Raw genomic sequence first — 21324 nt, forward strand, 5'->3', positions numbered from 1 at the left:
GATCATTCATCTTGCGCCGCCAGCGCGGCCCGTTGCCCGCCCCATGTCCAAGCTGCCCACCACTTCGCGACGCTGCACCAACCTGCTGCTGCAGTACATCGACGACCATGTGGCGGTCGGCGAGCCGCTGCCCACCGAGGTGAGGATGACGGAGCTGGGGCAGGGCAGCCGCACCGCGATCCGCAGCACGCTGGCGTATTTCATCGAGCGCGGGCTGATCGCCGGCATGAAGGAGCGCCAGTTGCTGCGCAAGCCGCGCGAGGACGACTGGTTCGACGTCGCCGAACTGCACAGCGGCACCGAGCGGCTGCAGCAGGTGCTGATGGAACGCATCTACCAGCGCGACCTGCCGCCGGGCGCCGAGTTTTCCGAGGCGGAGCTGGCCCGCGCGTCCGGCGTCAGCACGATCGCCGTGCGCGAATTCCTGATCGGTTTTTCCCGTCACGGCCTGATCGAAAAGAAGCCGCGCGGCGGCTGGCGCCTGTGCGCCTTCGATCCATCGTTCGCGCACGAGCTGGGCGAAGTGCGCGAAATGTTCGAGCTGAAGGCCATCGAACGGGTAGCCGCGCTGCCGGCCGGCGATCCGGCTTTCGAGCGCCTGGCCGAGCTGCTGGCGCGGCACGAGGCGCTGGGCGCCGCGCCGGCGGCCAGCCATGCGGAATTCCCGCCGCTCGACCGGGAATTCCATACCTTCCTCATCGGCCTGCTGGGCAACCGCTTCGCGAACAGCCTGAACGACGCGGTCTCGCTGGTCTTCCACTACCACTACCAATGGGACAAGCGCGACGAGCTGCCGCGCAACCAGTACGCGGTGCAGGAGCACGTGGCGATCCTGCGGGCGCTGGTGGCGCGCGACGTGCCGGCTGCGCTGGCCGCCATGCGCACGCACCTGCAATCGTCGCGCAGCACGATGCTGCGCGCCCTGCGCAACCGCGAGAAGGCGTTGCGGGAAGCGTGATCGCGGAGGGTGATGCCATCCTGCCGCGCCGTCCCGGCATCCCGTCAATTTTCCAGGACAGCCAATGACCGACTTCCGCATTACCGCCGCCCTGTGCGCGTTCGCAATGATGGCCAATGCCGCCGCGGTGCCCGCCGATGGCCTCGTGCTCCACTACGACAAGCCCGCCGCGGCGTGGACCGAAGCGCTCCCGGTCGGCAATGGCCGGCTCGGCGCCATGGTGTTCGGCCGCCCCGGCGAGGAACTGCTGCAGCTGAATGAAGCCACGCTGTGGAGCGGCGGCCCGGTGGCCAGGGACCTCAACCCGGGCGCCTTCGATGCGCTGGGCAAGGCACGCGCGGCCCTGGCCCGCGGCGACTACGCGGCCGGCAGCGACTGGGCGCGCCGGATGCAGGGGCCGTACACGGAAAGCTACCTGCCGCTGGGCGACCTTGCCATCCGGCAGGACTACCAGGGCGAAGCCACCGGCTACCGCCGTGCGCTGGACATCCGCGACGGCATCGCCACCACGTCGTTCACGGCCGGCGGCGTGCGTTACCAGCGCGAGGTGTTCGCTTCGGCGCCGGACCAGGTGATCGTCGTGCGGCTGACGTCCGACCGGCCGGGCCGCCTGAACCTGGACGTGGCGACGGCAAGCCAGCTGCGTGCGCGGACCGCGGCCAGCGGCACGGCGCTCGTCATGGCGGGCAAGGCGCCCGCCCACGTGGACCCGAACTACGTGAACGACAACGCCGAACCGGTGGTGTGGAACGATCCGGCCGGTTGCCGGGGCATGCGCTTCGAACTGATCGTGCAGCCCGTCGTCAGGGATGGCACGGTCGAGGCCAGCGGTGGCCGTATCGCCATCCGCGGTGCCTCCGAAGTGGTGCTGCTGCTGTCGGCCGCGACCAGCTTTGCCGGCTTCGACCAATGCCCGGACAGCGCCGGCCGGGACCAGCACGCGCTGGCCCTGGCGCACCTCGAACGTGCCGCGAAGCGCGACTATGCGGCGCTGCGCGCGGCGCACGTGGCCGACGTGCGCCAGCTGTTCGACCGCGTGGCGTTGACACTCAACCCCGATGAACCGGACCGCGCCGGGCTGCCCACCGACCGCCGCCTCGCCGAGTTCACGGGCGGCCAGCCTGACGCGGCGCTGGAAGCGCTGTACGTGCAGTTCGGCCGCTACCTGCTGATCGCGTCGTCGCGCACGCGTGGCGCGCCGGCCAACCTGCAGGGCATCTGGAACAATGCGGTGCGGCCGCCGTGGAGCAGCAACTACACCACCAACATCAACGTGCAGATGAATTACTGGCCGGTGGAAAGCGCCAACCTGCCGGAACTGTTCACGCCGATGGATGACCTGATCCGCAACCTGGCCGTCACCGGGACCGGCACAGCGGCCTCGTACTACCGCGCGCCCGGCTGGGCGGTGCACCACAATGCCGATATCTGGGCCGCCAGCAATCCGGTCGGCGATTTCGGCAAGGGCGACCCGAAATGGGCCAACTGGTCGATGGGCAGCGCGTGGCTGAGCCGCCACCTGTGGGAGCATTACCAGTTCACGGGCGACCGGGCCTACCTGCGCGAGGCCTACCCGCTGATGAGGGAAGCGGCGCGCTTCACGCTGGCCTGGCTGCACCCGGATGCGGAAGGCTACTTGGTCACGTCGCCCTCCACCTCGCCGGAGAACGATTTCTACTACGGCGGCGGCAGGCAGGGCACCGTCAGCGTCGGCTCGACGATGGACCTGGCCATCGCCCGCGACCTGTTCGAGAACGTCGGCGCGGCGGCGCAAGTGTTGGGCATCGATAGCGCGTTCCGCGACGAGCTGGAGGCCGCGACAGCTCGCCTGCTGCCGTTCCGCATCGGCGCGCGCGGCCAGTTGCAGGAGTGGTACCGGGATTTCGAGGAAGTCGATCCGCACCACCGGCACGTGTCGCACCTCTACGCGCTGCATCCGGCGCGCACCATCTCGCCGCTGGCCACCCCCGACCTGGCCGCCGCCGCGCGCCGCACGCTGGAATTGCGCGGCGACGACGGCACCGGCTGGGCGCTGGCCTGGAAAGTCAACTTCTGGGCGCGGCTGCTCGACGGCGACCGTGCCCACAAGCTGTTCCGCAACCTGCTGCGGCTGACGAAACCGGGCGACAAGCACGGCGGCGCCTACGCCAACCTGTTCGACGCCCATCCGCCATTCCAGATCGACGGCAACTTCGCCGGCACGGCCGGCGGGATCGAGATGCTGCTGCAAAGCCAGCACGGCGAACTGCACCTGCTGCCGGCGCTGCCCGCCGCCTGGCGCGACGGATCGGTGAAAGGCATCGTCGGGCGCGGCAATTATGTCGTCGATATCGCGTGGCAGGGCGGCCGGCTGCGCAATGCGCGCATCGAAGCGCGCCAGGACGGCCAGTGCGTGCTGCGCAGCGCCGTACCGGTCACGGTGGACGGCGTGCGCAGCCAGCCCGCCGCGATGGGCCATACGGTGGCGTTCAAGGCGGAGAAAGGCAAGGTGTACGAGGTGCGGCCGCAGTGATGCGGGGCTGGCCGGTTGACATGCGTGAATGTGGAATCGATAATTATCGTAATAATAATCGTTCTCATTCTCATTGGATCCAACTCCTTATGTCGACCGCCCCGCAACGCCGGCTGGCCAGCCTGCTCGTGCTCTCCGCCTTCGCCCCAACCGCCTGGACCCAGGAAACGGCTGCCGCCGATCCCGCGCAGGTGATCGTCAGCGGCACCAGCTACCGCACCACCGGCACCAAGTCGGACCTGAAGCCGATCGAAGCGCCGATGAGCTACGAGGTGTACGGCAACGAACAGCTGGCCGCGCGCCAGGCCGACAGCGTGAACGAGGCGCTGCGCTATGTGCCGGGTGTCACCCCCGAAAGCCGGCCCACCGTGACCATCTTCGACCAGTACACGATCCGCGGTTTCGAAAGCTACCGCAACTACTATGACGGGCTGCCGCTGCAGTACAACGGCTTGTGGAACCTGGCGCCCCAGGTCGACGTATTCGCCACCGACAGCGTGGAGATCCTGAAAGGGCCCGCCTCGGTGCTGTATGGCTCGGCGCCGCCGGGCGGCATGGTCAACCAGACGGCCAAGCTGCCGCGCTCGCGGCAGGAAACCGCCATCCGCGCGCGCGCGGGCACCAATGACCTGCGCGAACTGGGCGTGGACAGCACCGGCCCGCTGTCGAAGGATATCGATTACCGCCTGGTGGCGCTGGTGCGCGAACGCGACGGCCAGCAAGCCACGACGAACGAAGAGCGCCGCCTCGTCGCGCCCTCGGTCACGTGGCGGATCGGCCCGGCCACGCGGCTGCACGCCAACCTGTATTACCAGGACGACCCGGCGCTGATCCCGTCGACGCCGCTGCCGGCGCTCGGCACGCTGCGCCAGGCGCCGTACGGCCTGCTCGCACCGGACACCTTTGCCGGCGACGCGGGCTGGTCGGGCATGACGCGCGAAACGACGATGGCGGGCTGGAAGTTCGAGCATGCCTTCAACGACAGCGTGAAGTTCCTGCAGAACTTCCGCTACACGAAGGCGCGCGGCCTGCAGCGCAACACCTACAACAACGGCCTGCTCGAGGATGACCGCACGCTGACCCGCTCGGCCTATTTCACCGACGAGCGCCAGCACGGCTACGTGGTCGACAACCAGCTGGCGTTCCGGCTGGCCACGGGCGCGCTGGTGCATCGCCTGCTGGCCGGCGCCGACTACCAGAAGCTGCGCTCGACCGTGGGCTATGGCGACACGCTGGGCACCGATACGCCGTCGATCGATCTCGGCAACCCGGACCACTTCCTGTTCGACCCCGCCGCGCTGCCATTCGGCTTCTATACCGAACGGCATGCCATCCGCCAGTCGCAGCTCGGCCTGTACGTGCAGGATGAAATATGTGTCGGCGCGCTGACGCTGGTCGGCGGCCTGCGCCGCGACCGCTACCGCAGCGAGGACGTCAACGCGTCGAGCTATGCCGGCGCGCCATCGGCCGCCACCACCGCCATCGCCCAGGAAAAGACCAGCGGCCGCGCCGCCGCGATCTACCGCTTTGGCAATGGCATGGCACCCTACCTGAATTACTCGACATCGTTCGAGCCCGCATCCGGCGTCGATTCGCTGACCGGCCAGGGGTTCAAGCCGACCACCGCGAAACAGATCGAGGCCGGCATCAAGTACAAGTCGCCGGACAGCCGCACCGAGCTGACCGCCGCGTGGTTCGACATCCGCAAGCAGAACGTGGTCGTCAACACGCCGACCTTCAACCAGTACACGCAAAACGGCGAGGTGCGTTCGACAGGCATCGAGCTGTCGTGGAACCAGGCGCTGACCGAGCGCCTGGACTTCACGCTCGGCCTGACGCACCTGGACATGGAGGTGACGAAGAACGCGCTCGATCCCGCGCTGGTCGGCAAGACGCCGGTCTGGGTGGCCGACAAGGGCGCATCCCTGTGGCTCACCTACACCCCGCTCGACACGCTCGACCTGAGCGCGGGGATCCGCCATGTCGGCGCCAGCCAGATGGATGAAGCCAATACGGCGCAGGTGCCGTCGTACACGCTGTTCGACGCGGCCGCCATGTTCCGGGTGAACAGGACGTGGAGCGTCGGCCTGACCGCCAGCAACCTGGGCGACAAGCGCTACGTGGGCGCCTGCCACAGTGCGCAGAACTGCTGGATGGGCGCCGAACGCAGCGTCGAGCTGACCGTTCACGCACGGTTCTGACGAAGCGCTTGCCGGCCTCGGGGGCCATCCACCGGCGGACCAGCGTCGCAGCTGTGCCGTTCACCTCATCAGCGCACGCGCCGCGGCGGCCAGGTGCGAGTCGCCGGCCGCCAGCACATCGAGGATCTCGAAGTGGTTCACGTCCTGCAGGACGAAGGTGCCGGCGAGCCGGCCGGCCGTGCGCAGCGTGGAAGCCATCACGCTGCCCTGGCGCCTGAATTCCGGGCTGTCGCCGCTGCCCCACGCGACGATGACGGGGCAGGGCACGTCGCGCAGTTTGTGGACCGGGCTGAACTCGGTGCGTTCCTGCGGCGTGAGCTGCAGGTGCCGGTTGCCCGCGGCCAGCACCACCGGCTCGAGATCGCACAGGCCGCTGAGTACCAGGCCACCTTTCAGCAGGTCCGGCGGCATGCCGAAACGGGGCCAGTCGGTGGTCAGCATCATCGCGGCCAGGTGTCCGCCGGCGGAATGCCCGCCCACGTAGAGGCGCGCGGGATCGATGCCGAACTGCGCCGCGTGCCTGCCGGTCCACGCGATCGCGCGGCGGCACTGGTCGACCATGCCGGGCAGCGTATTGTCCGGAATGCTGGCGAATTCGGGAGCGATGAACACCATGCCGTGCTCCGTGAAGGCGGGCGCCAGGAACGACACCGTTTCCTTCGAGCCGAAGCGCCAGTTGCCGCCGTGGATGAAGATCATCGCCGCGCGGCCGGCCGCCGTGCCTGGCGGAGCAAAGATGTCCAGCTGTTCCCGCGATGCCGCCCCGTAGCCGGTTGTCCTGGGCGGCAGGCGTGCCCGCAGCCTGGCACTGGCTGCCGCCTGCCCGGCAAGCAGTTGCCGCATGTTCGGCGCCCACTTGGCATCCGAGTACGCGTCGTCCAGTTCCTGCCGGGTGTAGTGGAGATAGATCTTGTCTTGCGCGGTTTGCCCGGCCGCGGGCCCGCCGAGCCACAGGGGGCCGGCCGCCAGCGCGGCACTACCCGACAGGAACCTGCGTCGCTCCATGGTATCTCCTTGCCAGACCAGGGTTATCGCGGCAGCCGGCCAGCCATCGCCGCCCGATCGAGCGTAACGCATTTTTCACGCGGGGCGGGAAGCGCGGGGGATGCGCAGCCTGACTGTTGTGAAAAAACACCCGGCCGCGCCGGTGCCGCAAGCGTGTCAGGCCGAAGGCGGCTCGCCGCTGTTTGCGGCCAGCAGCGCGGCGCCGTCGCCCAGCGCCAGCGGCATGCCCCGCGCCCAGCGGTTCGACGACAGCGAGAACGTCAGCGCACGCACCTGGTGGAACCAGCCGGCCGGCACGTACAGCATGTCGCCGGGGCCGACGATGCACTCGATCGTGCTGGCCTGGCGCGCCAGCGGGAACCGGTCGAAATCGGGACATTCGGGATCGAACGGGGAGCCGAACAGGATGGCGTTGGCTTCGTTCGGGTACAGGAACTCGTCGTGGTGCGGCGGCGCCAGCATGATCCGCTTGCTGCCCCAGACCTGCGCGAAGACATTGTCGTCGTAGTCGCAGTGCAGCGGCGTGACCGTGCCGGCGGGGCCCAGCCAGAAGCGCGGCGGCCCCACCTTGTCGAAGTAGGCGGGCCAGTGGCACAGCCGGTTCAGTTCGCGCAGCTCCAGGTTGCCCAGGTAAGGGGGCAGGCCCTCGGTGCCGGCAGCCACCAGGTCCAGGTACTCGAGCATCCCCATGTCGCGCATCGCCCGGTCGGCCGCGAAGGCCGTGCTGACATAGTCGCCGACGCGGGCGCGCACGGGCAGGTGGCTGTAGTGCTCGCGCAGCGACTGTACCGTCAGCGCGGCCAGGGGCCAGCGGTCGGTGACGCCCATCATCAGGAAGGGCAGGCCCTGGGCGGCGCGGGCGCGGAACGCCGCCTTGTCGAGCGCCTCGATGCGCGGTACTTCGGCAATGGCCGGCAGGGTGCGCGCGGCCGCCTTGATGGCCTCGCGCATGGCCGCGATCGATGGCACGCCACGCACCTGGGCATCCCTGCGCTCGCGTGCCGCGCGGTGGGCGGCGCGGTCGGCGGCCGCCGCTTCGGATTCTTCACGGGTCGGCGGCAGGCGCGGCGCCTTGCGCACCGGGGTCTCGTTCACCACAGCTTCTGCCCCGAATGGTCCAGCTCCGTCAGGTACAGGCGCACGTCGAACTCGTACTGGTGGTAATGGGGCTCCATGTAGGCGCACAGTTTGTAGAACGCCTTGTCGTGCTGCTTTTCCTTCACGTGCGCCAGTTCGTGCACGGCGATCATGCGCAGGAACTCGATCGGGCAGTCGCGGAACATGGTGGCCACGCGGATTTCATGCTTGGCCTTCAGCTTGCCGCCCTGGATGCGCGAGATCGACGTGTGCAGCCCGAGCGCGTGGTTGATCACATGGATCTTGCTGTCGAAGAGAACCTTGTCGATCGGCGCGGCGTTGCGCAGGAATTCGTCGCGCAAGTCCTGTACATAGTCGTACAGCGCCTTGTCGTTGCGCACTTCGTGGGCTTTCGGATAACGTTTCTTCAGCACGTCGCCGAGGCGGTTCTGGTTCAGCAGGGCTTGCACCTGGTGGCGCGTGTCGTCGGAGTAGGCGCCGAGATATTTCAGTGTGGCTGTCATGGCGGCGAGACTGTACCACAGCACTACCTTACAGCCCTACCTTACAGTCGCATCTTACAGCGTCGTATTTCGATCTTGCCTGGCCACGTTGCCCCGCCGTATCATGGCGGGATGCGCACCCATGTCAATTCAGTGGGACTGCTGATCCGCGCCGATCCCGCACTCCTGTTCAACTATCCATCGCACATCCCGCGCGACTGCATCGATGTCCTGCCGCAGCAGCCGGGCATCTACATCTTCCGCGACGAAGCCGCCACGCCGATCTATATCGGCAAGAGCGTCAACCTGCGCCACCGCGTGCTGTCGCACCTGCGCACGCCCGAGGAAGCGCAGATGCTGGCGCGCACCCGCCACATCGACTTCGAACGCACCGGCGGCGAACTGGGCGCGCTGCTGCGCGAGGCGATGCTGATCCGCGAGCACCAGCCCGTGTTCAACGTCAAGCTGCGCCAGCAGCGCGACATGTGCTCGATCGCGCTGCGCGAGCACCGGCCGGAGATCGTCTTCGCGAAAGAGGTGGATTTCGGTGGCACCGACGGCCTGTATGGCCTGTTCGGCACCAGGAAGGCGGCGCAGGAAACGCTGAAGAACGTGGCGCAGGCGGCCAGCCTGTGCTCGGTGCTGACGGGACTGGAAAAGGGCAGCCCCGGCCGGCCCTGCTTCGCGCGGCAGATCGCGCGCTGCCGCGGCGGCTGCACCGGCGAGGAAAGCCTGGCCGAGCACGGCGCGCGGCTGCAGGCGGCGCTGGGGCACATGCTGGTCCAGCGCTGGCCGTACGACGGGCCGATCGCGATCGTCGAGGAATCGGACGGCTTGCGGCAGCGGCAGCTGGTCGATAACTGGTGCTACCTCGGTACCGGCAAGCTGAAGAAGAAGCGCGGCGCTGCCCGCTTCGATGCGGCGGTCTATCACATCCTCCGGCGGCCATTGCTGGAGGGCGCCCTGGCCATCGAAATGGCGTAGCGCCATTGCCACGCCGCGCGCTGGATGCGGCTGATGGCCGGGTGATGGCAGGCCGAAAACCGGCCGATGGCAGGCTCGATTATCCGGCGCCACGATGCCGGCGTATGGCGTCAGCAGTATATCCGGCGCTATATATTCAGCTATATTACGGTTTTCCGTTTTCCGTCCCCGACGAGGTTCCATGCGCCAGCCAGCTTTGTTCCCGCTTTTCGCCAGCGCGCCGCCCTGATGGCCGATGCCTGGATCGCCCTCGGCCTGTCGCTGAAGGTGGCGCTGTGCGCCACGCTGATCGACCTGGTGCTCGGCGTGGCCATTGGCTGGGTGCTGGCGCGGCGGCGCTTTCCCGGCCGCGAACTCCTCGATGCGCTGCTGACCTTGCCGATGGTGCTGCCGCCCACGGTGCTGGGCTATTACCTGCTGGTCGTGATCGGCCGCAACGGTCCGCTGGGCGGCTGGCTGCACGCCACGTTCGGCATCAACCTGATCTTTACCTGGCAGGCGGCCGTGATCGCCGCGGCCGTGGTCGCCTTCCCGCTGGTGCTGAAGGGGGCCCGGTCCGCCTTCGAGACGGTCGATCCGCAACTGGAGCAGGCCGCCCGCGTGCTGGGCGTCTCCGGCCCCGGCGTGTTCCTGCGCGTGACGCTGCCGCTGGCCTGGCGCGGCGTGCTGGCCGGAACCCTGCTGGCATTCGCCCGTTCGATGGGCGAGTTCGGTGCCACGCTGATGGTGGCCGGCAGCATTCCAGGCCAGACGCAAACCCTGTCGATCGCCGTCTACGAAGCCGTGCAGGCGGGCCAGGACGATACCGCCAACCTGCTGGTGCTGGTCACCTCGGTAGCGTGCGTGGCCGTGCTGTTGCTGGCCAGCCGGCTGGCGCCACCGCGGAAGGCGCTGCCATGATCCGCGTGCACATCGATGCCACGCTGCGTGCCGGCACCCGGACGTTCCGGCTCGACGCCCGTTTTACCTCGGACAGCCAGCGCGTGGTCATTTATGGCGCTTCCGGCGCGGGCAAAAGCCAGATGCTGAAGGCCGTGGCCGGGCTGGTCCGGCCCGATGCCGGCCATGTCGAGCTGGCGGGCCGCGTGCTGTTCGACAGCGCCAACGGCATCGACGTGCCGCCGCAGCGGCGCAATGTGGGATACCTGTTCCAGGATTACGCACTGTTTCCCCACCTGAACGTGCGGCAGAACATCGCGTTCGGCTTGCGCCGCGGCCTGCTCAATCCGCCCCGCAATGCCGACGGCGCGGCGATCGCCTACTGGCTGGAGGCATTCGGGCTCGCGCCGGTGGCGCTGCAGTTGCCGGACCAGTTGTCCGGCGGCCAGCGGCAGCGCGTGGCGCTGGCCAGGGCCTTGATCGCCGAGCCGGCCGCGCTGCTGCTCGACGAGCCGTTCGCCGCGCTCGATCCTGCGCTGCGCGTACGCATGCGCGCCGAGCTCGACGCCCTGCAGCGCCGGCTGGACATCCCCATGCTGATGATCACGCACGACCCGGACGATGCCGTCGCGTTCGGCGGCCATGTCCTGACGATGGCCGATGGCGCCATCCTGCCGGAAGTCCCGGCAAACATCACGATGAAGGAAGCGCCATGACGGATCCGGTGACACCCGGCCCCCTGGAATTGCACGGCAAGCTTTGGCTGAGCGCCGGGGGCGCCACCTGGGCGGGCCGGACCGCATCGCGCTGCTGGCCGCGATCGCCCGGCACGGCTCGATCACGCAGGCAGCCAAGGCGGTGGGCATGAGCTACAAGGGCGCATGGGATGCGGTGGATGCCATGAACAACCTGGCCGGCACGCCGCTGGTCGAGCGGCTGGCCGGCGGCAAGGGCGGCGGCGGCACGCGGCTGACGGAAAGGGGCGGGCAACTGGTGGCACAGTTCCGAAGGCTGGAAGACGCGCATCGCCGCTTCATCGAACAGCTGGGCCGCAACCAGGATGCGGAAGGCTTGCCCGACATCGATCTCCTACAGGTGATGAACATGAAAACCAGCGCGCGCAACCAGTTCCTGGGTACCGTCGAAAAGGTGACGCGCGGCGCCGTCAACGATGAAGTCGTGCTGCGCATCGTCGGCGACCAGCGCATCGTGGCGGTGGTCACACATGAAAGCGCGGCGAGCCTGGGCCTGGCGCCGGGCACGCAGGCCTTCGCGCTGGTGAAGGCGTCGTCGGTGATCGTCGCGGCCGGGCTGGAGGGCGCGAAGCTGTCGGCGCGCAACCAGCTGGCCGGTACCGTGGCGCGCGTGGTGCCGGGCGCCGTGAATGCGGAGGTGACGATCGCGCTGCCGGGGGGCGGCACGATCGCGGCGACCGTGACGCGCGACAGCGCGGAAGGCCTGGAACTGGTTGCCGGCATGCCGGCGACCGCGCTGTTCAAGGCCTCCAGCGTGATCATCGGCGTGTTGTAGCGGCAGCCGGGGAGATGAAACAAGCCTAGGGGGCTCGGTCGACGGGAAGGGAAAAGCGGTGCCGGCCCGCGGGCCGGCGGCTTGCCATCAGGCGGTACGGGTCGATTCGAACAGGAACCAGATGCGCTGTTCCGCTTCGTCGATCCAGTTTTCCAGCAGGCTCGCCGTGGCGATATCCTGGTCTTCGTCGCACACGTCGTGGACTTCGCGCATGGATTTCACCAGCGCCTGGTTGTCGTTGCGCAGCTCGTCGAGCATGGCGATCGCGTCGACGAATGGCGCGTCGTTGTCCTTGATGCGTTGCAGTTCCGAGATATGCCTGATCGAGCGGATCGTGGTACCGCCCAGCTTGCGCACGCGCTCGGCGATCGGGTCCAGCATCGCGTAGATCGCGGTGGCCTGCTCGTCGAGCAGCAGGTGGTAGGAGCGGAAGTGCGGACCGCTCACGTGCCAGTGGAAGTTCTTGCATTTGATGTACAGCGCGAAGGTGTCCGCCAGCAGCGCGTTCAAGCCTTCAGCCACTTCCTTGCGGGCTTTGTTGCCGAGGTCGGTTGGCGTTTTCAGTGCGTCCTGTTGTGCCTGGTCGTTCATGTCTGCCTCTTCTGAATGTGGAAATTCATTGTATCGCAGACAATGAAATGGCGTGATGAACCGTGCGGGCAGGGTCCACCACTCCCGGAAGGGGGAGACGCCCCGCGCGCAGGCGGATTCCGCGCACGAACACCTGCGGCGCATGCGTGGACCGCGGCAAATATAAACGGGGCAATCGCGGGACATGCCAGGGAGGACATGTTGGTGGGGCCGGGGGACGTCATTTCGATGGATGACCGGATGACGCGGGCGGCGGCGAAAGAATGGCGGGCACCGGGAAGATGACCCGGCCCCGCCGTGATGTGGATGCGCCGGTGGCGCGGCTGTTGACCGGTCAGCGCTTTTCTTCCTTGGCCCCCTGGCGCGCCAGCCGGCTGGCCGACTGGCGGCTTTCACCGCCCTTGCGGCCGATTTCCGCCATGTGCTCGCGATCCCTGCTGACCGCCTCGCCGCCTTTCTGGCCGGCGCGGCGCGCTTCCTCGGAATCGAATTCGTGCGCCGTGCCTTTCTGGTGGGCGGCCTGCCCCCCCTTGCTGGCGATCATCCGCTGGGTTGCCTCGTCCATTGCGGCAAAGCCCCGTTTGCTGGCAGTTTTTCCGCCGCCCGGCGCCTCCGCCCGCTGGCTGTTCCCCTTGTCCGGTTCGGACCGCTGTTCGGTTCCCGCTTCGTTGCCGTTATGTGTAGCCATGTGTCACCTCTCTCTCTCTAAGAATCGAATCCAAGGATCGAATCGATCCAGTCGATCAATCAGTCGATCAAGCCACTCGAATCGCACCGGCCGAATCGCACCGGTCGAATCGCACCGGTCGAATCGCACCGGTCGAATCGCACCGGTCGAATCGCACCGGTCGAATCGCACCGGTCGAATCGCACCATTCGACTCATGCCGGTCGACCCGAATGAACCGGATGAATCGTAAGGATCAACGAGTCAGATGGATCAATGACCCGAAAGGCTCGAAGTATCGATAAGGCTCGAAGTATCGATAAGGCTCGAAGTATCGATAAGGCTCGAAGTATCGATAAGGCTCGAAGTATCGATACGGCTCGAAGTATCGATATGGCTCGAAGTATCGATAAGGCTCGAAGTATCGATATGGCTCGAAGTATCGATCGATCGAATGAATCGAAACCGGGCCGTGGCCCGGACGCCGAAGCGGCAAGGTCGGCCGCTTCGTGTGGTTAGAGGAGGAGGTCGTCGCGTAAGTTCCGGCGTCAGGTCAGGAATCGGCCTTGCCGATGGCGGAGCGTTCGCCGACGGCTTCCCGGGTGCCGCTGCGCAACGGGCGCGCACCCATATCGTGTTCCAGCTGCTCCTTGCGGTCGGCCAGCTGTTCGCATAGCGCCGTGAGGTCCGCGCCACCCTGGCGCGCCTGCGGGAACATTTCCTGCTCCTCTTCCTGCACATGGTGTTCGATCGCCTTGCGCAGCATGGCCACGGTGCTGTCGAGGTCTGGATCGTCGCCGGACATGCCCTGGATATGGGCGATCAGCTCCTTCGCCTCGGCGTGTTCCTGGATGGCATCGCGCACCATGTCCTCGTCGCCGGTTTCGGCGCGCACGGCAGGGTAGAAGATTTCCTCTTCGATCATCGTGTGGATTTCCAGTTCCATGCAGATCTGCAAGGCCAGGTCGGCCTTCAGGCTGATGTCGCCGATGTTCTGCAGCCGCTCGTATTCGCGGAACAGTTGCTTGACCTTGTCATGGTCGGCGGTGAGCAGGGCGACGGCATCCTTGGACTGCGCGCCCTGGCTGCTGCGCGGCATGCCGATCGGCGGGTGGTTGCCGCTGCTCGGCATCGGGACGGGATCTTTGCTGTTGGTGGTCATGGGTGGCTCTCCTGTTGTGTGTTGAGATGCCGCGCAGGTTTTCGGTCCAACGCATTGTTGTCCATGCATCCCGGCCCGGTACATCCTGGGCCGATGCATTTTCGTCAACGCGCCGCGCGGCGGCTGCCTGTTACCTGCGTTCGAGTATAGGCCTGGCGCCATAATGCAGGCGCGCCCTTGCCATATTGGTATGCTCTGCCGTTCGTGCGACAATAGCGCCCTTCGCCGGCGCATCCGGCCGACTTTTAGCTCACCTGACCATGCATCCCGAATACATCCTCACGCTTTCCTGCCCGGACCAGCGCGGCATCGTCCACCGCGTCTCCGGCTTTCTTGCCGAGCACGGCTGCAACATCATCGATTCGGCGCAGTTCGGCGACCAGGAAACCTGCCGCTTCTTCATGCGCGTGCACTTCGCCGCCGAGGATGCCGCGGTAGCCGACAGCGTGCTGCGCGCCGACTTCGCCGAACTGGCCACCGCGCTGCGCCTGGAATGGATGCTGCACGACGCGCACCGCAAGCCGCGCGTGCTGCTGATGGTGTCGAAGATCGGCCATTGCCTGAACGACCTGCTGTTCCGCTACAAGAGCGGCCTGCTGCCGGTCGAGATCCCGGCCATCGTGTCGAACCACATGGATTTCTACCAGCTGGCGGCCAGCTACAACATCCCGTTCCACCACCTGCCGCTGGCCGCGGGGGCGCCGGAAAGCGCCAAGCTGGCGCAGGAAGCGCGCATCGTCGACCTGGTGGAATCGCACAACATCGACCTGGTCGTGCTGGCGCGCTACATGCAGATCCTGTCGCCGTCGCTGTGCGCGAAGCTCAAGGGCAAGGCGATCAACATCCACCATTCCTTCCTGCCCAGCTTCAAGGGCGCCCGGCCCTACGCGCAGGCGCACCAGCGCGGCGTGAAACTGATCGGCGCCACCGCCCACTTCGTCACGGGCGACCTGGATGAAGGCCCGATCATCGAGCAGGACGTGGAACGCGTGGACCATTCGATGGATGCGGAAACGCTGTCCGCCATCGGCCGCGACGTGGAATGCGTGGTGCTGGCGCGCGCCGTCAAATGGTTCGTCGAGCACCGCGTGCTGCAGAACGAACACCGCACCGTGATCTTCAAATAAGACTGTACCAATGGCACTCAAGGCAACAATCTACAAGGCGGAACTGTCGATCGCCGACATGGACCGCAATTACTACGGCACCCACACGCTGACGCTGGCGCGCCACCCGTCGGAAACCGACGAACGCATGATGGTGCGCCTGCTGGCGTTCGCGATCCACGCCAACGAGGCGCTCAGCTTCACCAAGGGCATGTTCGACGTCGAGGAACCGGACCTGTGGCAGAAGGACCTGACCGACGCGATCGAACTGTGGATCGAGGTGGGCCAGCCGGAAGAGCGCCGCATCCTGAAAGGTGCCGGGCGTGCCGGGCACGTGATCGTGTACAGCTACAGCACGGCCAGCCCGATCTGGTGGAAGAACATCGCCAACAAGATCGAGCGCGCCAGGAACGTGTCGGTCGTCAACCTGCCGTCGGAGACCACGGCGGCACTGGAAAAGATGGCGCAGCGGAACATGCAGCTGCAATGCACGATCCAGGATGGCCAGATCTGGCTGACCGACGGTACCGATACCGTGCTGGTCGAGCGCGAGGTGTGGAAGGCCGAGCGTTAAGCTTCCCTAGATAAAATCCTTGTACGCGGCGTTGCGCACGTCGCGCGGGAAGGCGCCCGCCATCCCTTCGAACGTGGTGTTGGTGAGCTGCACCACGACCAGGTCCGCGAGCGGATCGAAGAACCAGTAATGGCCATACGCGCCGCCCCACTGCAGCGTGCCGGCCGATTGCGGCGAATGGGCCTCCTTCGGGTGGCCCAGCACCGCGCCCAGGTAGCCGAAGCCCCAGCCGGGGCCCTGCGTCATCGCGCCGGTGCCGGTGCGGTCCACTTCGGCGGCGCGCAGGATCGCCCGGTTCGCTGTCCTCAGGCTGAGCAGGAAACGCATGACATCGTCCGCCGTGCCGGCCATGCCGGAGCCGCCGGACGGATACGCCGCGGCATCGAAGATCCGGCCCGGCGTGAAGCGGGCGATCCCCTCCATGAACGGCACTTCTTCTTCGCTTCCCATGCGGATGGGCGGGGCGGGCTTGGCATCCCGGTAGGGGACGGCCAGGCGGTCCGCGTCGATGACGTGGAACGCCGTGTCGCGCATGCGCAGCGGGCCCGTCACCTCGCGCTGCACGATCGCCGGCAAGGGCATGCCGGTGGCTTCCTGCAGCACGGCGCCCAGCACGTCCGTGGCCACCGAATAGCGCCAGCCCGTGCCCGGTGGATACGCCAGCGGACAGGAGGCGATGCGCGCCAGGTTTTCCGCCAGCGACAGGCCCGGCTGGTCCAGCCCATCGGAAACCCCCGCCCGGCGATACGGGCCGTCGGCCGCTTCCAGGAAACCATACGACAGGCCGGCCGTGTGCGTCAGCAGGTGCTGCAGCGTGATGGTGGCTGCGCCGCCGTCCGGAAGGCGCGGGCGGAAGTCCGGCAGCCATTCCGTGACCGGTGCCGACAGGTCGATGGTTTCCTCGTCGGCCAGCTTCAGCGCGGCGGTGGCGACCAGCGGCTTGGTGATGGAAGCCAGGCGGAACAGGGCATCCTCGCGCAGCGCGATGCCCTGTTCGCGGTCCGCGCTGCCGGCCGCGCGGCGGTAGACGATCTCGCCGTCGCGCGCGGCCAGCACGACGGCGCCGACGATGCGCTGGCGCGCGATGGCGCCGTCGATCACTTTATCGAGGTGGGAAGCGGTCATGGTGGCCTTTCTGGACAGGGCGCCATCTTAATCGACAATGCCCGCGGCCGTGAACGCGCGCCGCTGCGGCGCGGGCTATAATCGGTGCCGATGAAAACCCCGTCCAACCGGCTGCTGCGAAGTGTGCAGGCATGGCTCGCGTGCTGCGCGATCCTGCTGAACGCGCTCGCGCCGGCGGTGTCGCATGCGCTGGCCGCCCAGCACTCGCAGCGGCAGGCGTGGGAAATCTGCCTGAACGATGGCACCACGCTGGCCGGCTTCGGCGAGCTGGACGAAGCCATGTTCGCCGCGCTGACCGATCGCGCCAGGCCGGTGCCGCCCGCATTCGCCGGCCATGGCATCGGCGACGCCATGCCGATGGCCGATTGCGGCTACTGCCTGCCGCATGCCGGCACGGTGGGCCTGCCGCCACCCGCGGGCCTGGTATTGCCAGCCGTCGCAGCCGGCGCGGAGCGCCCCTACCTGTACTACCATGCGCCGCGCCCGCTGCAAGCCTGGTCAAGCGCACAGCCCCGCGGGCCCCCTTTCGTCTCCTGAACCGTCGTTGCAAAGTCTTTCAACCCATTCAGGAGTCACCATGAAACACCTCGTTAGCGCCGCCTTGCTGGCGCTTGCTTCCCTGTCCGCCATTTCCGCCAACGCCCAGGTCACCGTCAAGGACGCGTGGGCGCGTGCCACCGTGCCTGCCGCCAAGGCGTCCGGCGCCTTCCTGCGGATCGAATCGAAGACCGATGCCCGCCTGGTCGGCGTCAGCAGCCCGGTCGGGATGGCCGAGCTGCACCAGATGTCGATGCAGGACAACCGCATGTCGATGGCCCATGTCGACGCCATCGACCTGCCGGCCGGCAAGGCCGTGCAGCTGGCTCCCGGCGGCTACCATGTGATGCTGATGGGCCTGAAGCGCCAGCTGAAGGAAGGCGAGACCGTGCCGCTGACCCTGGTCGTCGAGCAGAAGGGCGGCAAGCGCGACAGCGTCGAGGTGCAGGTGGCCGTGCGGCCGCTGACGTATGCGCCGCCGCAGCACACCCCGCCGCGCCACTAGGAGGCGCCATGACCCACCCCCCGAAACGACCGCTGGCAGCGATGCTGGCGGCGCTGGGCCTGTGCGCCCAGGCGCAGGGTGCCGGGCAGGCCGGGCTGGACGTCGTGACGATCCACGGCGGCAGGCCAACCTCGCTGCCCGCGCAGATTCCCACCACCATCGAAGGCATCGGCGCCGCGCAGATCGCCGAGCGCATCAATGCCTTCGACAGCGAGGATGCGCTGAAGTATTTCCCCAGCCTGAACGTGCGCAAGCGCTACATCGGCGACTACGACCACGCCGTGCTGGCCAGCCGCGCTTCCGGCACCGGCAACAGCGCCCGCTCGCTGGTGTATGCGGACGGCATCCTGCTGTCGAACCTGCTCGGCAACGGCGCCACCTACACGCCGCGCTGGGGCCTGGTCACGCCGGACGAGATCGAGCGCGTCGATGTGCTGTACGGCCCGTTCTCGGCCGCCTATCCCGGCAACTCGGTGGGCGCCGTGGTCGACTTCCAGACGCGCATGCCGGCGAAGCTGGAGGGCCACGTGCGGCTGGCCGGCTTCACCCAGCGCTTCGCCGAATACGGCATGCGCGACCGTTACAACGGCAAGCAGGGCAGCGCGGCGCTGGGCGACCGCCGCGGCGCGCTGTCGTGGTGGCTGCACCTGTCGCGGCAGGACAGCGACGGCCAGCCGATGGGCTACGCCAACCGGCTGGTGGCGAACGGCGTTGCCGATGGCGGCGGCGTGCCCGTGACCGGCGCGGTGGCCGGGCGCAATCCGTCGAACCGCGACTGGCTGATCCTCGGCGCCAACAACCAGGTGCACACCGTGCAGGACCACGCGAAAGTCAAGCTGGCCTACGATCTTTCGCCGGTGCTGCGCGCCAGCTACACGCTGGGCTGGTGGCGCAACGACGCCGAACGGCGCAGCGATTCCTGGCTGCGCGACGGGGCCGGCAACCCGGTGCGCGGCGGCGACATCGCGGTCGACGGCCGCCGCTACACGCTGCTGGCTTCCGACTTCGCGCCGCAGCGGGGCGACCTGGCGCACCTGATGCACGGCCTGTCCTTGAAGCGCCATGCGCGCGGCACGTTCGATTGGGAAATCGCCGCCAGCAAGTACGACTACCGCAAGGACCTGGTACGGGTGCCTACGGTGGTGCTGGCCGACCAGGAAGGCACGGGGCAGGGCAACGTGACCGACATGGCGGGCAGCGGCTGGCATACGCTGGCGCTGAAGGGCACGTGGCGGCCGGATGCCGCCCATGTCGTCGATGTCGGCGTGCAGCGCGACAGCGCGCAATTGCGCACGCGTGTGTTCGCGACGCCGGACTGGCTGGGCGGCACCGCCGGCCGCCATGTGTCGACCTTCAACGGCGCCACGCGCCTGACCAGCCTTTACGCGCAGGATACGTGGCGCATCGACCCGCGCTGGAAAGCCACGCTGGGCGCGCGCTGGGAACGCTGGCAAGCCCATGGTGGCGAGGTGTCCAGCGCCGGCAGCGCGCTGCTGCGCTTCGGCGAACGGCGCGAGGAGGCCTGGTCGCCGAAGGCCGCGCTGGCGTGGCGCTTCACCGAGGCGTGGACGCTGAAGGCATCGGCCGGCCGCGCGATCCGCAATCCCACCGCCGCCGAGCTGTTCCAGGGTTCCGTCGTCGATGGCCGCATCGTCAATACCGATCCCGGCCTGCGCGCCGAACGGTCATGGACGGAAGAGCTGACGGCAGAGCACCTGGCGGCGAACGGCAGCGTGCGCGCGACGCTGTTCCATGAGCGCACGCGCGACGCGCTGTACTCGCAGCCGCTGACGCCCACCGTGTCGACGGTGCAGAACGTGGGCCGCATCCGCACCGCCGGCCTGGAACTGGCGCAGCAGGCCGACGGCGTGCTGTTCCAGGCGCTGTCGCTGCAATCGAGCCTCACCTATGCCGACTCGCGGATCCGGGACAATGCCGCCTTGCCCGCCTCGGTGGGCAAGCGGCAGCCCCGCGTGCCGCGCTGGCGGGCCACGGCGCTGGCCACCTGGCGCGCCTCCGACCGGCTCTCGGCCAGCGCGGGCCTGCGCTACAGCGGTACCCAGTACGGCACGCTGGACAACTCCGACCCGAACGGTGCCGCCTACATGGGCGTGTCGCGCTATCTCGTGGCCGACCTGCGGCTGCGCTACCGCTTCGACCGGCACTGGTCCGGCGCGCTGGGTGTCGACAACCTGGGCAACGAGAAGTACTGGGCGTTCCACCCTTACACGCAGCGCACGCTGGTGGCGGAAGTGAAGTTCGACTTGTGACCGCGCCCCCCTGTCGATGAAGGGCGGGAAATGATGACAGCCCCGGCGGGTTGGACCTGCCGGGGCTGGCAAAGGGATGAAGGCCTGGCGCCGCCGCTGGTCTAGCGGGCGGACGTACCCAGGCGCTGGACGGTGCCGGAACCGGCCACCGCCTTCGTCAATTGCGCATCGCCGTAGTAGCCGACGTTGCCGGAACCGGTGACGTTGGCGGTGATGGCGTTGCGGGCCGACAGCAGCGACTGGCCGGAGCCGCTGACGCTCACGGTGGCGTGCTGCACGTTCAGGCGGGTGGTATCGGCCTTGCCGGAGCCGGCGATCGAGATGTCGGCGCGCGCCGCCTGGCCGGCCGCTTCGACCTTGCCGCTGCCCGCCACGCCCACTTCCACCGATTTCGCGTCGATGCCGTCGATATCGAGCACGCCGGAGCCGGCCACTTCGAGCGACAGCTTGTCGGCGCGCACGCGCTTCGCTTCCAGCCTGCCCGCGCCGGCCACGCCGAGGCTGTCCACGGCGCGCGCCCGCACCACGATGCGCACGCGGCGGCCATCGATCTGCATGTTCTTTTTCACCGGGCGGATCGTCAGCACGCCTTCGCGCACCACCGTTTCCACCAGCGGGACGATGTTGTCGTCGCCTTCGATCGTCAGCGTATCGTCGCCACCGGTGACGACTTCCACGTGCGCGCCGGTATTGAGCTCGACGCCGCGGAAGGGGCCCGGCTGGCGTGCCTGCGACACGATCTTGCCGCTGCCCTGCACGCGCTCGCCACCCAGCCACGCCAGCGACAATCCATCCGCCGCAGCCGGGAGGGCGGTCGCCAGCGTGGCGGCAGCGGCGATGGCGGTGGCGATCAGGGCAAGTTTGCTGGTGTTCATGGTGGCTTCTCCGGGATTGCTTTGTCGATGGGGGGATCGTACGCAAACCCGGCGCGCCGGTCGCCGTGCGTGCGATGGAATGCATGAGGAGGGGAATGGAATGCAGGGAAGCGGTGACAGCCAAGAGCAATGGCAAAAAAAAACGGTGACAGGCACCATTTCTTTTGAAATGTTTCAAATTAAATGGTGACTGTCACCGCTTTTTCGGAAACAGTTGGTATCGATGCTGACACCCAGGTGCAGAGACTGGGGTCAGACCCGGCG

Annotated in this window: 19 protein-coding genes and 1 pseudogene; 12 read left to right on the forward strand and 8 right to left on the reverse strand. The window is 67.7% G+C overall.

What is annotated here, in order from left to right; all coding sequences use genetic code 11:
• Nucleotides 1-43: 43 nt before the first annotated feature.
• The 3 genes from OU994_RS10895 to OU994_RS10905 all read left to right on the forward strand — a co-directional run bounded on the left by OU994_RS10895 (nucleotide 44) and on the right by OU994_RS10905 (nucleotide 5671).
• Entirely contained in the window at nucleotides 44-958 is a 915-nt protein-coding gene (locus OU994_RS10895; RefSeq protein WP_281610746.1) for a GntR family transcriptional regulator, read from the forward strand.
• Between the two features lie 64 nt (nucleotides 959-1022).
• Nucleotides 1023-3470 carry a glycoside hydrolase family 95 protein gene (locus OU994_RS10900; protein ID WP_281610747.1) on the forward strand — a complete coding sequence of 816 codons (2448 nt, stop codon included), beginning with the start codon at nucleotides 1023-1025 and terminating at the stop codon, nucleotides 3468-3470.
• Nucleotides 3471-3559: 89 nt separating this feature from the next.
• Complete coding sequence (locus OU994_RS10905) at nucleotides 3560-5671, forward strand: TonB-dependent siderophore receptor (RefSeq protein WP_281610748.1); 2112 nt, start codon at nucleotides 3560-3562, stop codon at nucleotides 5669-5671.
• Between the two features lie 60 nt (nucleotides 5672-5731).
• Here OU994_RS10905 and OU994_RS10910 read toward each other — a convergent pair whose 3' ends face one another.
• From OU994_RS10910 to OU994_RS10920, 3 genes are all read right to left on the reverse strand, one after another.
• Nucleotides 5732-6676: an alpha/beta hydrolase gene (locus tag OU994_RS10910; protein WP_281610749.1), complete on the reverse strand. Its 945-nt coding sequence runs from the start codon at nucleotides 6674-6676 to the stop codon at nucleotides 5732-5734.
• 156 nt (nucleotides 6677-6832) lie between these two features.
• Entirely contained in the window at nucleotides 6833-7771 is a 939-nt protein-coding gene (locus tag OU994_RS10915; RefSeq protein ID WP_373922579.1) for a cupin-like domain-containing protein, read from the reverse strand.
• Nucleotides 7768-8277, reverse strand: coding sequence for a YgjP-like metallopeptidase domain-containing protein (locus OU994_RS10920; protein ID WP_281610750.1), 510 nt, complete (start codon nucleotides 8275-8277; stop codon nucleotides 7768-7770). Before OU994_RS10920 ends, OU994_RS10915 begins: the two co-directional genes overlap by 4 nt.
• A 111-nt stretch (nucleotides 8278-8388) precedes the next feature.
• On the opposite strand from OU994_RS10920, the gene OU994_RS10925 reads away from it, so the two are divergent.
• The 4 genes and pseudogenes from OU994_RS10925 to OU994_RS10940 all read left to right on the forward strand — a co-directional run bounded on the left by OU994_RS10925 (nucleotide 8389) and on the right by OU994_RS10940 (nucleotide 11649).
• The gene (locus OU994_RS10925) at nucleotides 8389-9240 is read left to right on the forward strand and encodes an endonuclease (RefSeq protein WP_281610751.1); all 852 of its coding nucleotides are present in this window, start codon (nucleotides 8389-8391) and stop codon (nucleotides 9238-9240) included.
• A gap of 228 nt (nucleotides 9241-9468) precedes the next feature.
• On the forward strand, nucleotides 9469-10140 hold the full coding sequence (gene modB, locus OU994_RS10930; RefSeq protein ID WP_281610752.1) for a molybdate ABC transporter permease subunit: 672 nt from the start codon (nucleotides 9469-9471) through the stop codon (nucleotides 10138-10140).
• Nucleotides 10137-10835 carry an ATP-binding cassette domain-containing protein gene (locus OU994_RS10935; protein ID WP_281610753.1) on the forward strand — a complete coding sequence of 233 codons (699 nt, stop codon included), beginning with the start codon at nucleotides 10137-10139 and terminating at the stop codon, nucleotides 10833-10835. The genes modB and OU994_RS10935 overlap by 4 nt, the downstream gene beginning before the upstream one ends.
• Nucleotides 10832-11649, forward strand: a pseudogene (locus OU994_RS10940) (TOBE domain-containing protein). Before OU994_RS10935 ends, OU994_RS10940 begins: the two are co-directional and overlap by 4 nt.
• Nucleotides 11650-11736: 87 nt before the next feature.
• On the opposite strand, the gene OU994_RS10945 reads toward OU994_RS10940, so the two are convergent.
• From OU994_RS10945 to OU994_RS10955, 3 genes are all read right to left on the reverse strand, one after another.
• The gene (locus OU994_RS10945; protein WP_131146886.1) at nucleotides 11737-12240 is read right to left on the reverse strand and encodes a Dps family protein; all 504 of its coding nucleotides are present in this window, start codon (nucleotides 12238-12240) and stop codon (nucleotides 11737-11739) included.
• A gap of 334 nt (nucleotides 12241-12574) precedes the next feature.
• Nucleotides 12575-12928, reverse strand: coding sequence for a KGG domain-containing protein (locus OU994_RS10950; protein ID WP_281610754.1), 354 nt, complete (start codon nucleotides 12926-12928; stop codon nucleotides 12575-12577).
• A 531-nt stretch (nucleotides 12929-13459) separates the two neighbouring features.
• Nucleotides 13460-14068, reverse strand: coding sequence for a hemerythrin domain-containing protein (locus OU994_RS10955; protein WP_281610755.1), 609 nt, complete (start codon nucleotides 14066-14068; stop codon nucleotides 13460-13462).
• A 260-nt stretch (nucleotides 14069-14328) separates the two neighbouring features.
• On the opposite strand from OU994_RS10955, the gene purU reads away from it, so the two are divergent.
• Together purU and OU994_RS10965 are read left to right on the forward strand one after the other, a co-directional pair.
• On the forward strand, nucleotides 14329-15195 hold the full coding sequence (gene purU / locus OU994_RS10960; RefSeq protein ID WP_131146885.1) for a formyltetrahydrofolate deformylase: 867 nt from the start codon (nucleotides 14329-14331) through the stop codon (nucleotides 15193-15195).
• Nucleotides 15196-15205: 10 nt separating this feature from the next.
• Nucleotides 15206-15748, forward strand: a complete 543-nt coding sequence (locus OU994_RS10965; protein WP_281610756.1) for a YaeQ family protein — start codon at nucleotides 15206-15208, stop codon at nucleotides 15746-15748.
• A 6-nt stretch (nucleotides 15749-15754) separates the two neighbouring features.
• Here the strand turns inward: OU994_RS10965 and OU994_RS10970 are convergent, their stop codons facing one another.
• Complete coding sequence (locus tag OU994_RS10970; RefSeq protein WP_281610757.1) at nucleotides 15755-16873, reverse strand: serine hydrolase; 1119 nt, start codon at nucleotides 16871-16873, stop codon at nucleotides 15755-15757.
• Between the two features lie 90 nt (nucleotides 16874-16963).
• Between OU994_RS10970 and OU994_RS10975 the strand changes: the two genes are divergently transcribed.
• The 3 genes from OU994_RS10975 to OU994_RS10985 are packed head-to-tail and all read left to right on the forward strand — an operon-like array spanning nucleotide 16964 to nucleotide 20185.
• Nucleotides 16964-17410 carry a DUF2946 domain-containing protein gene (locus OU994_RS10975; RefSeq protein ID WP_281610758.1) on the forward strand — a complete coding sequence of 149 codons (447 nt, stop codon included), beginning with the start codon at nucleotides 16964-16966 and terminating at the stop codon, nucleotides 17408-17410.
• Nucleotides 17411-17450: 40 nt separating this feature from the next.
• Nucleotides 17451-17915, forward strand: a complete 465-nt coding sequence (locus OU994_RS10980) for a copper chaperone PCu(A)C (protein ID WP_281610759.1) — start codon at nucleotides 17451-17453, stop codon at nucleotides 17913-17915.
• Nucleotides 17916-17923: 8 nt separating this feature from the next.
• The gene (locus tag OU994_RS10985) at nucleotides 17924-20185 is read left to right on the forward strand and encodes a TonB-dependent receptor (protein ID WP_281610760.1); all 2262 of its coding nucleotides are present in this window, start codon (nucleotides 17924-17926) and stop codon (nucleotides 20183-20185) included.
• Nucleotides 20186-20286: 101 nt separating this feature from the next.
• Here the strand turns inward: OU994_RS10985 and OU994_RS10990 are convergent, their stop codons facing one another.
• Entirely contained in the window at nucleotides 20287-21060 is a 774-nt protein-coding gene (locus tag OU994_RS10990) for a head GIN domain-containing protein (protein WP_281610761.1), read from the reverse strand.
• Between the last annotated feature and the right edge of the window lie 264 nt (nucleotides 21061-21324).

Origin of the sequence: Pseudoduganella sp. SL102 (assembly GCF_027856995.1) — a bacterium.
Lineage (GTDB): Bacteria > Pseudomonadota > Gammaproteobacteria > Burkholderiales > Burkholderiaceae_D > Rugamonas > Rugamonas albidiflava.

Coding starts and splice junctions, on each gene's coding strand:
- OU994_RS10895 (WP_281610746.1), top strand. CDS start 44: ATGTCCAAGCTGCCCACCACTTCGCGACGCTGCACCAACCTGCTGCTG.
- OU994_RS10900 (WP_281610747.1), top strand. CDS start 1,023: ATGACCGACTTCCGCATTACCGCCGCCCTGTGCGCGTTCGCAATGATG.
- OU994_RS10905 (WP_281610748.1), top strand. CDS start 3,560: ATGTCGACCGCCCCGCAACGCCGGCTGGCCAGCCTGCTCGTGCTCTCC.
- OU994_RS10910 (WP_281610749.1), bottom strand. CDS start 6,676: ATGGAGCGACGCAGGTTCCTGTCGGGTAGTGCCGCGCTGGCGGCCGGC.
- OU994_RS10920 (WP_281610750.1), bottom strand. CDS start 8,277: ATGACAGCCACACTGAAATATCTCGGCGCCTACTCCGACGACACGCGC.
- OU994_RS10925 (WP_281610751.1), top strand. CDS start 8,389: ATGCGCACCCATGTCAATTCAGTGGGACTGCTGATCCGCGCCGATCCC.
- modB (WP_281610752.1), top strand. CDS start 9,469: ATGGCCGATGCCTGGATCGCCCTCGGCCTGTCGCTGAAGGTGGCGCTG.
- OU994_RS10935 (WP_281610753.1), top strand. CDS start 10,137: ATGATCCGCGTGCACATCGATGCCACGCTGCGTGCCGGCACCCGGACG.
- OU994_RS10945 (WP_131146886.1), bottom strand. CDS start 12,240: ATGAACGACCAGGCACAACAGGACGCACTGAAAACGCCAACCGACCTC.
- OU994_RS10950 (WP_281610754.1), bottom strand. CDS start 12,928: ATGGCTACACATAACGGCAACGAAGCGGGAACCGAACAGCGGTCCGAA.
- OU994_RS10955 (WP_281610755.1), bottom strand. CDS start 14,068: ATGACCACCAACAGCAAAGATCCCGTCCCGATGCCGAGCAGCGGCAAC.
- purU (WP_131146885.1), top strand. CDS start 14,329: ATGCATCCCGAATACATCCTCACGCTTTCCTGCCCGGACCAGCGCGGC.
- OU994_RS10965 (WP_281610756.1), top strand. CDS start 15,206: ATGGCACTCAAGGCAACAATCTACAAGGCGGAACTGTCGATCGCCGAC.
- OU994_RS10970 (WP_281610757.1), bottom strand. CDS start 16,873: ATGACCGCTTCCCACCTCGATAAAGTGATCGACGGCGCCATCGCGCGC.
- OU994_RS10975 (WP_281610758.1), top strand. CDS start 16,964: ATGAAAACCCCGTCCAACCGGCTGCTGCGAAGTGTGCAGGCATGGCTC.
- OU994_RS10980 (WP_281610759.1), top strand. CDS start 17,451: ATGAAACACCTCGTTAGCGCCGCCTTGCTGGCGCTTGCTTCCCTGTCC.
- OU994_RS10985 (WP_281610760.1), top strand. CDS start 17,924: ATGACCCACCCCCCGAAACGACCGCTGGCAGCGATGCTGGCGGCGCTG.
- OU994_RS10990 (WP_281610761.1), bottom strand. CDS start 21,060: ATGAACACCAGCAAACTTGCCCTGATCGCCACCGCCATCGCCGCTGCC.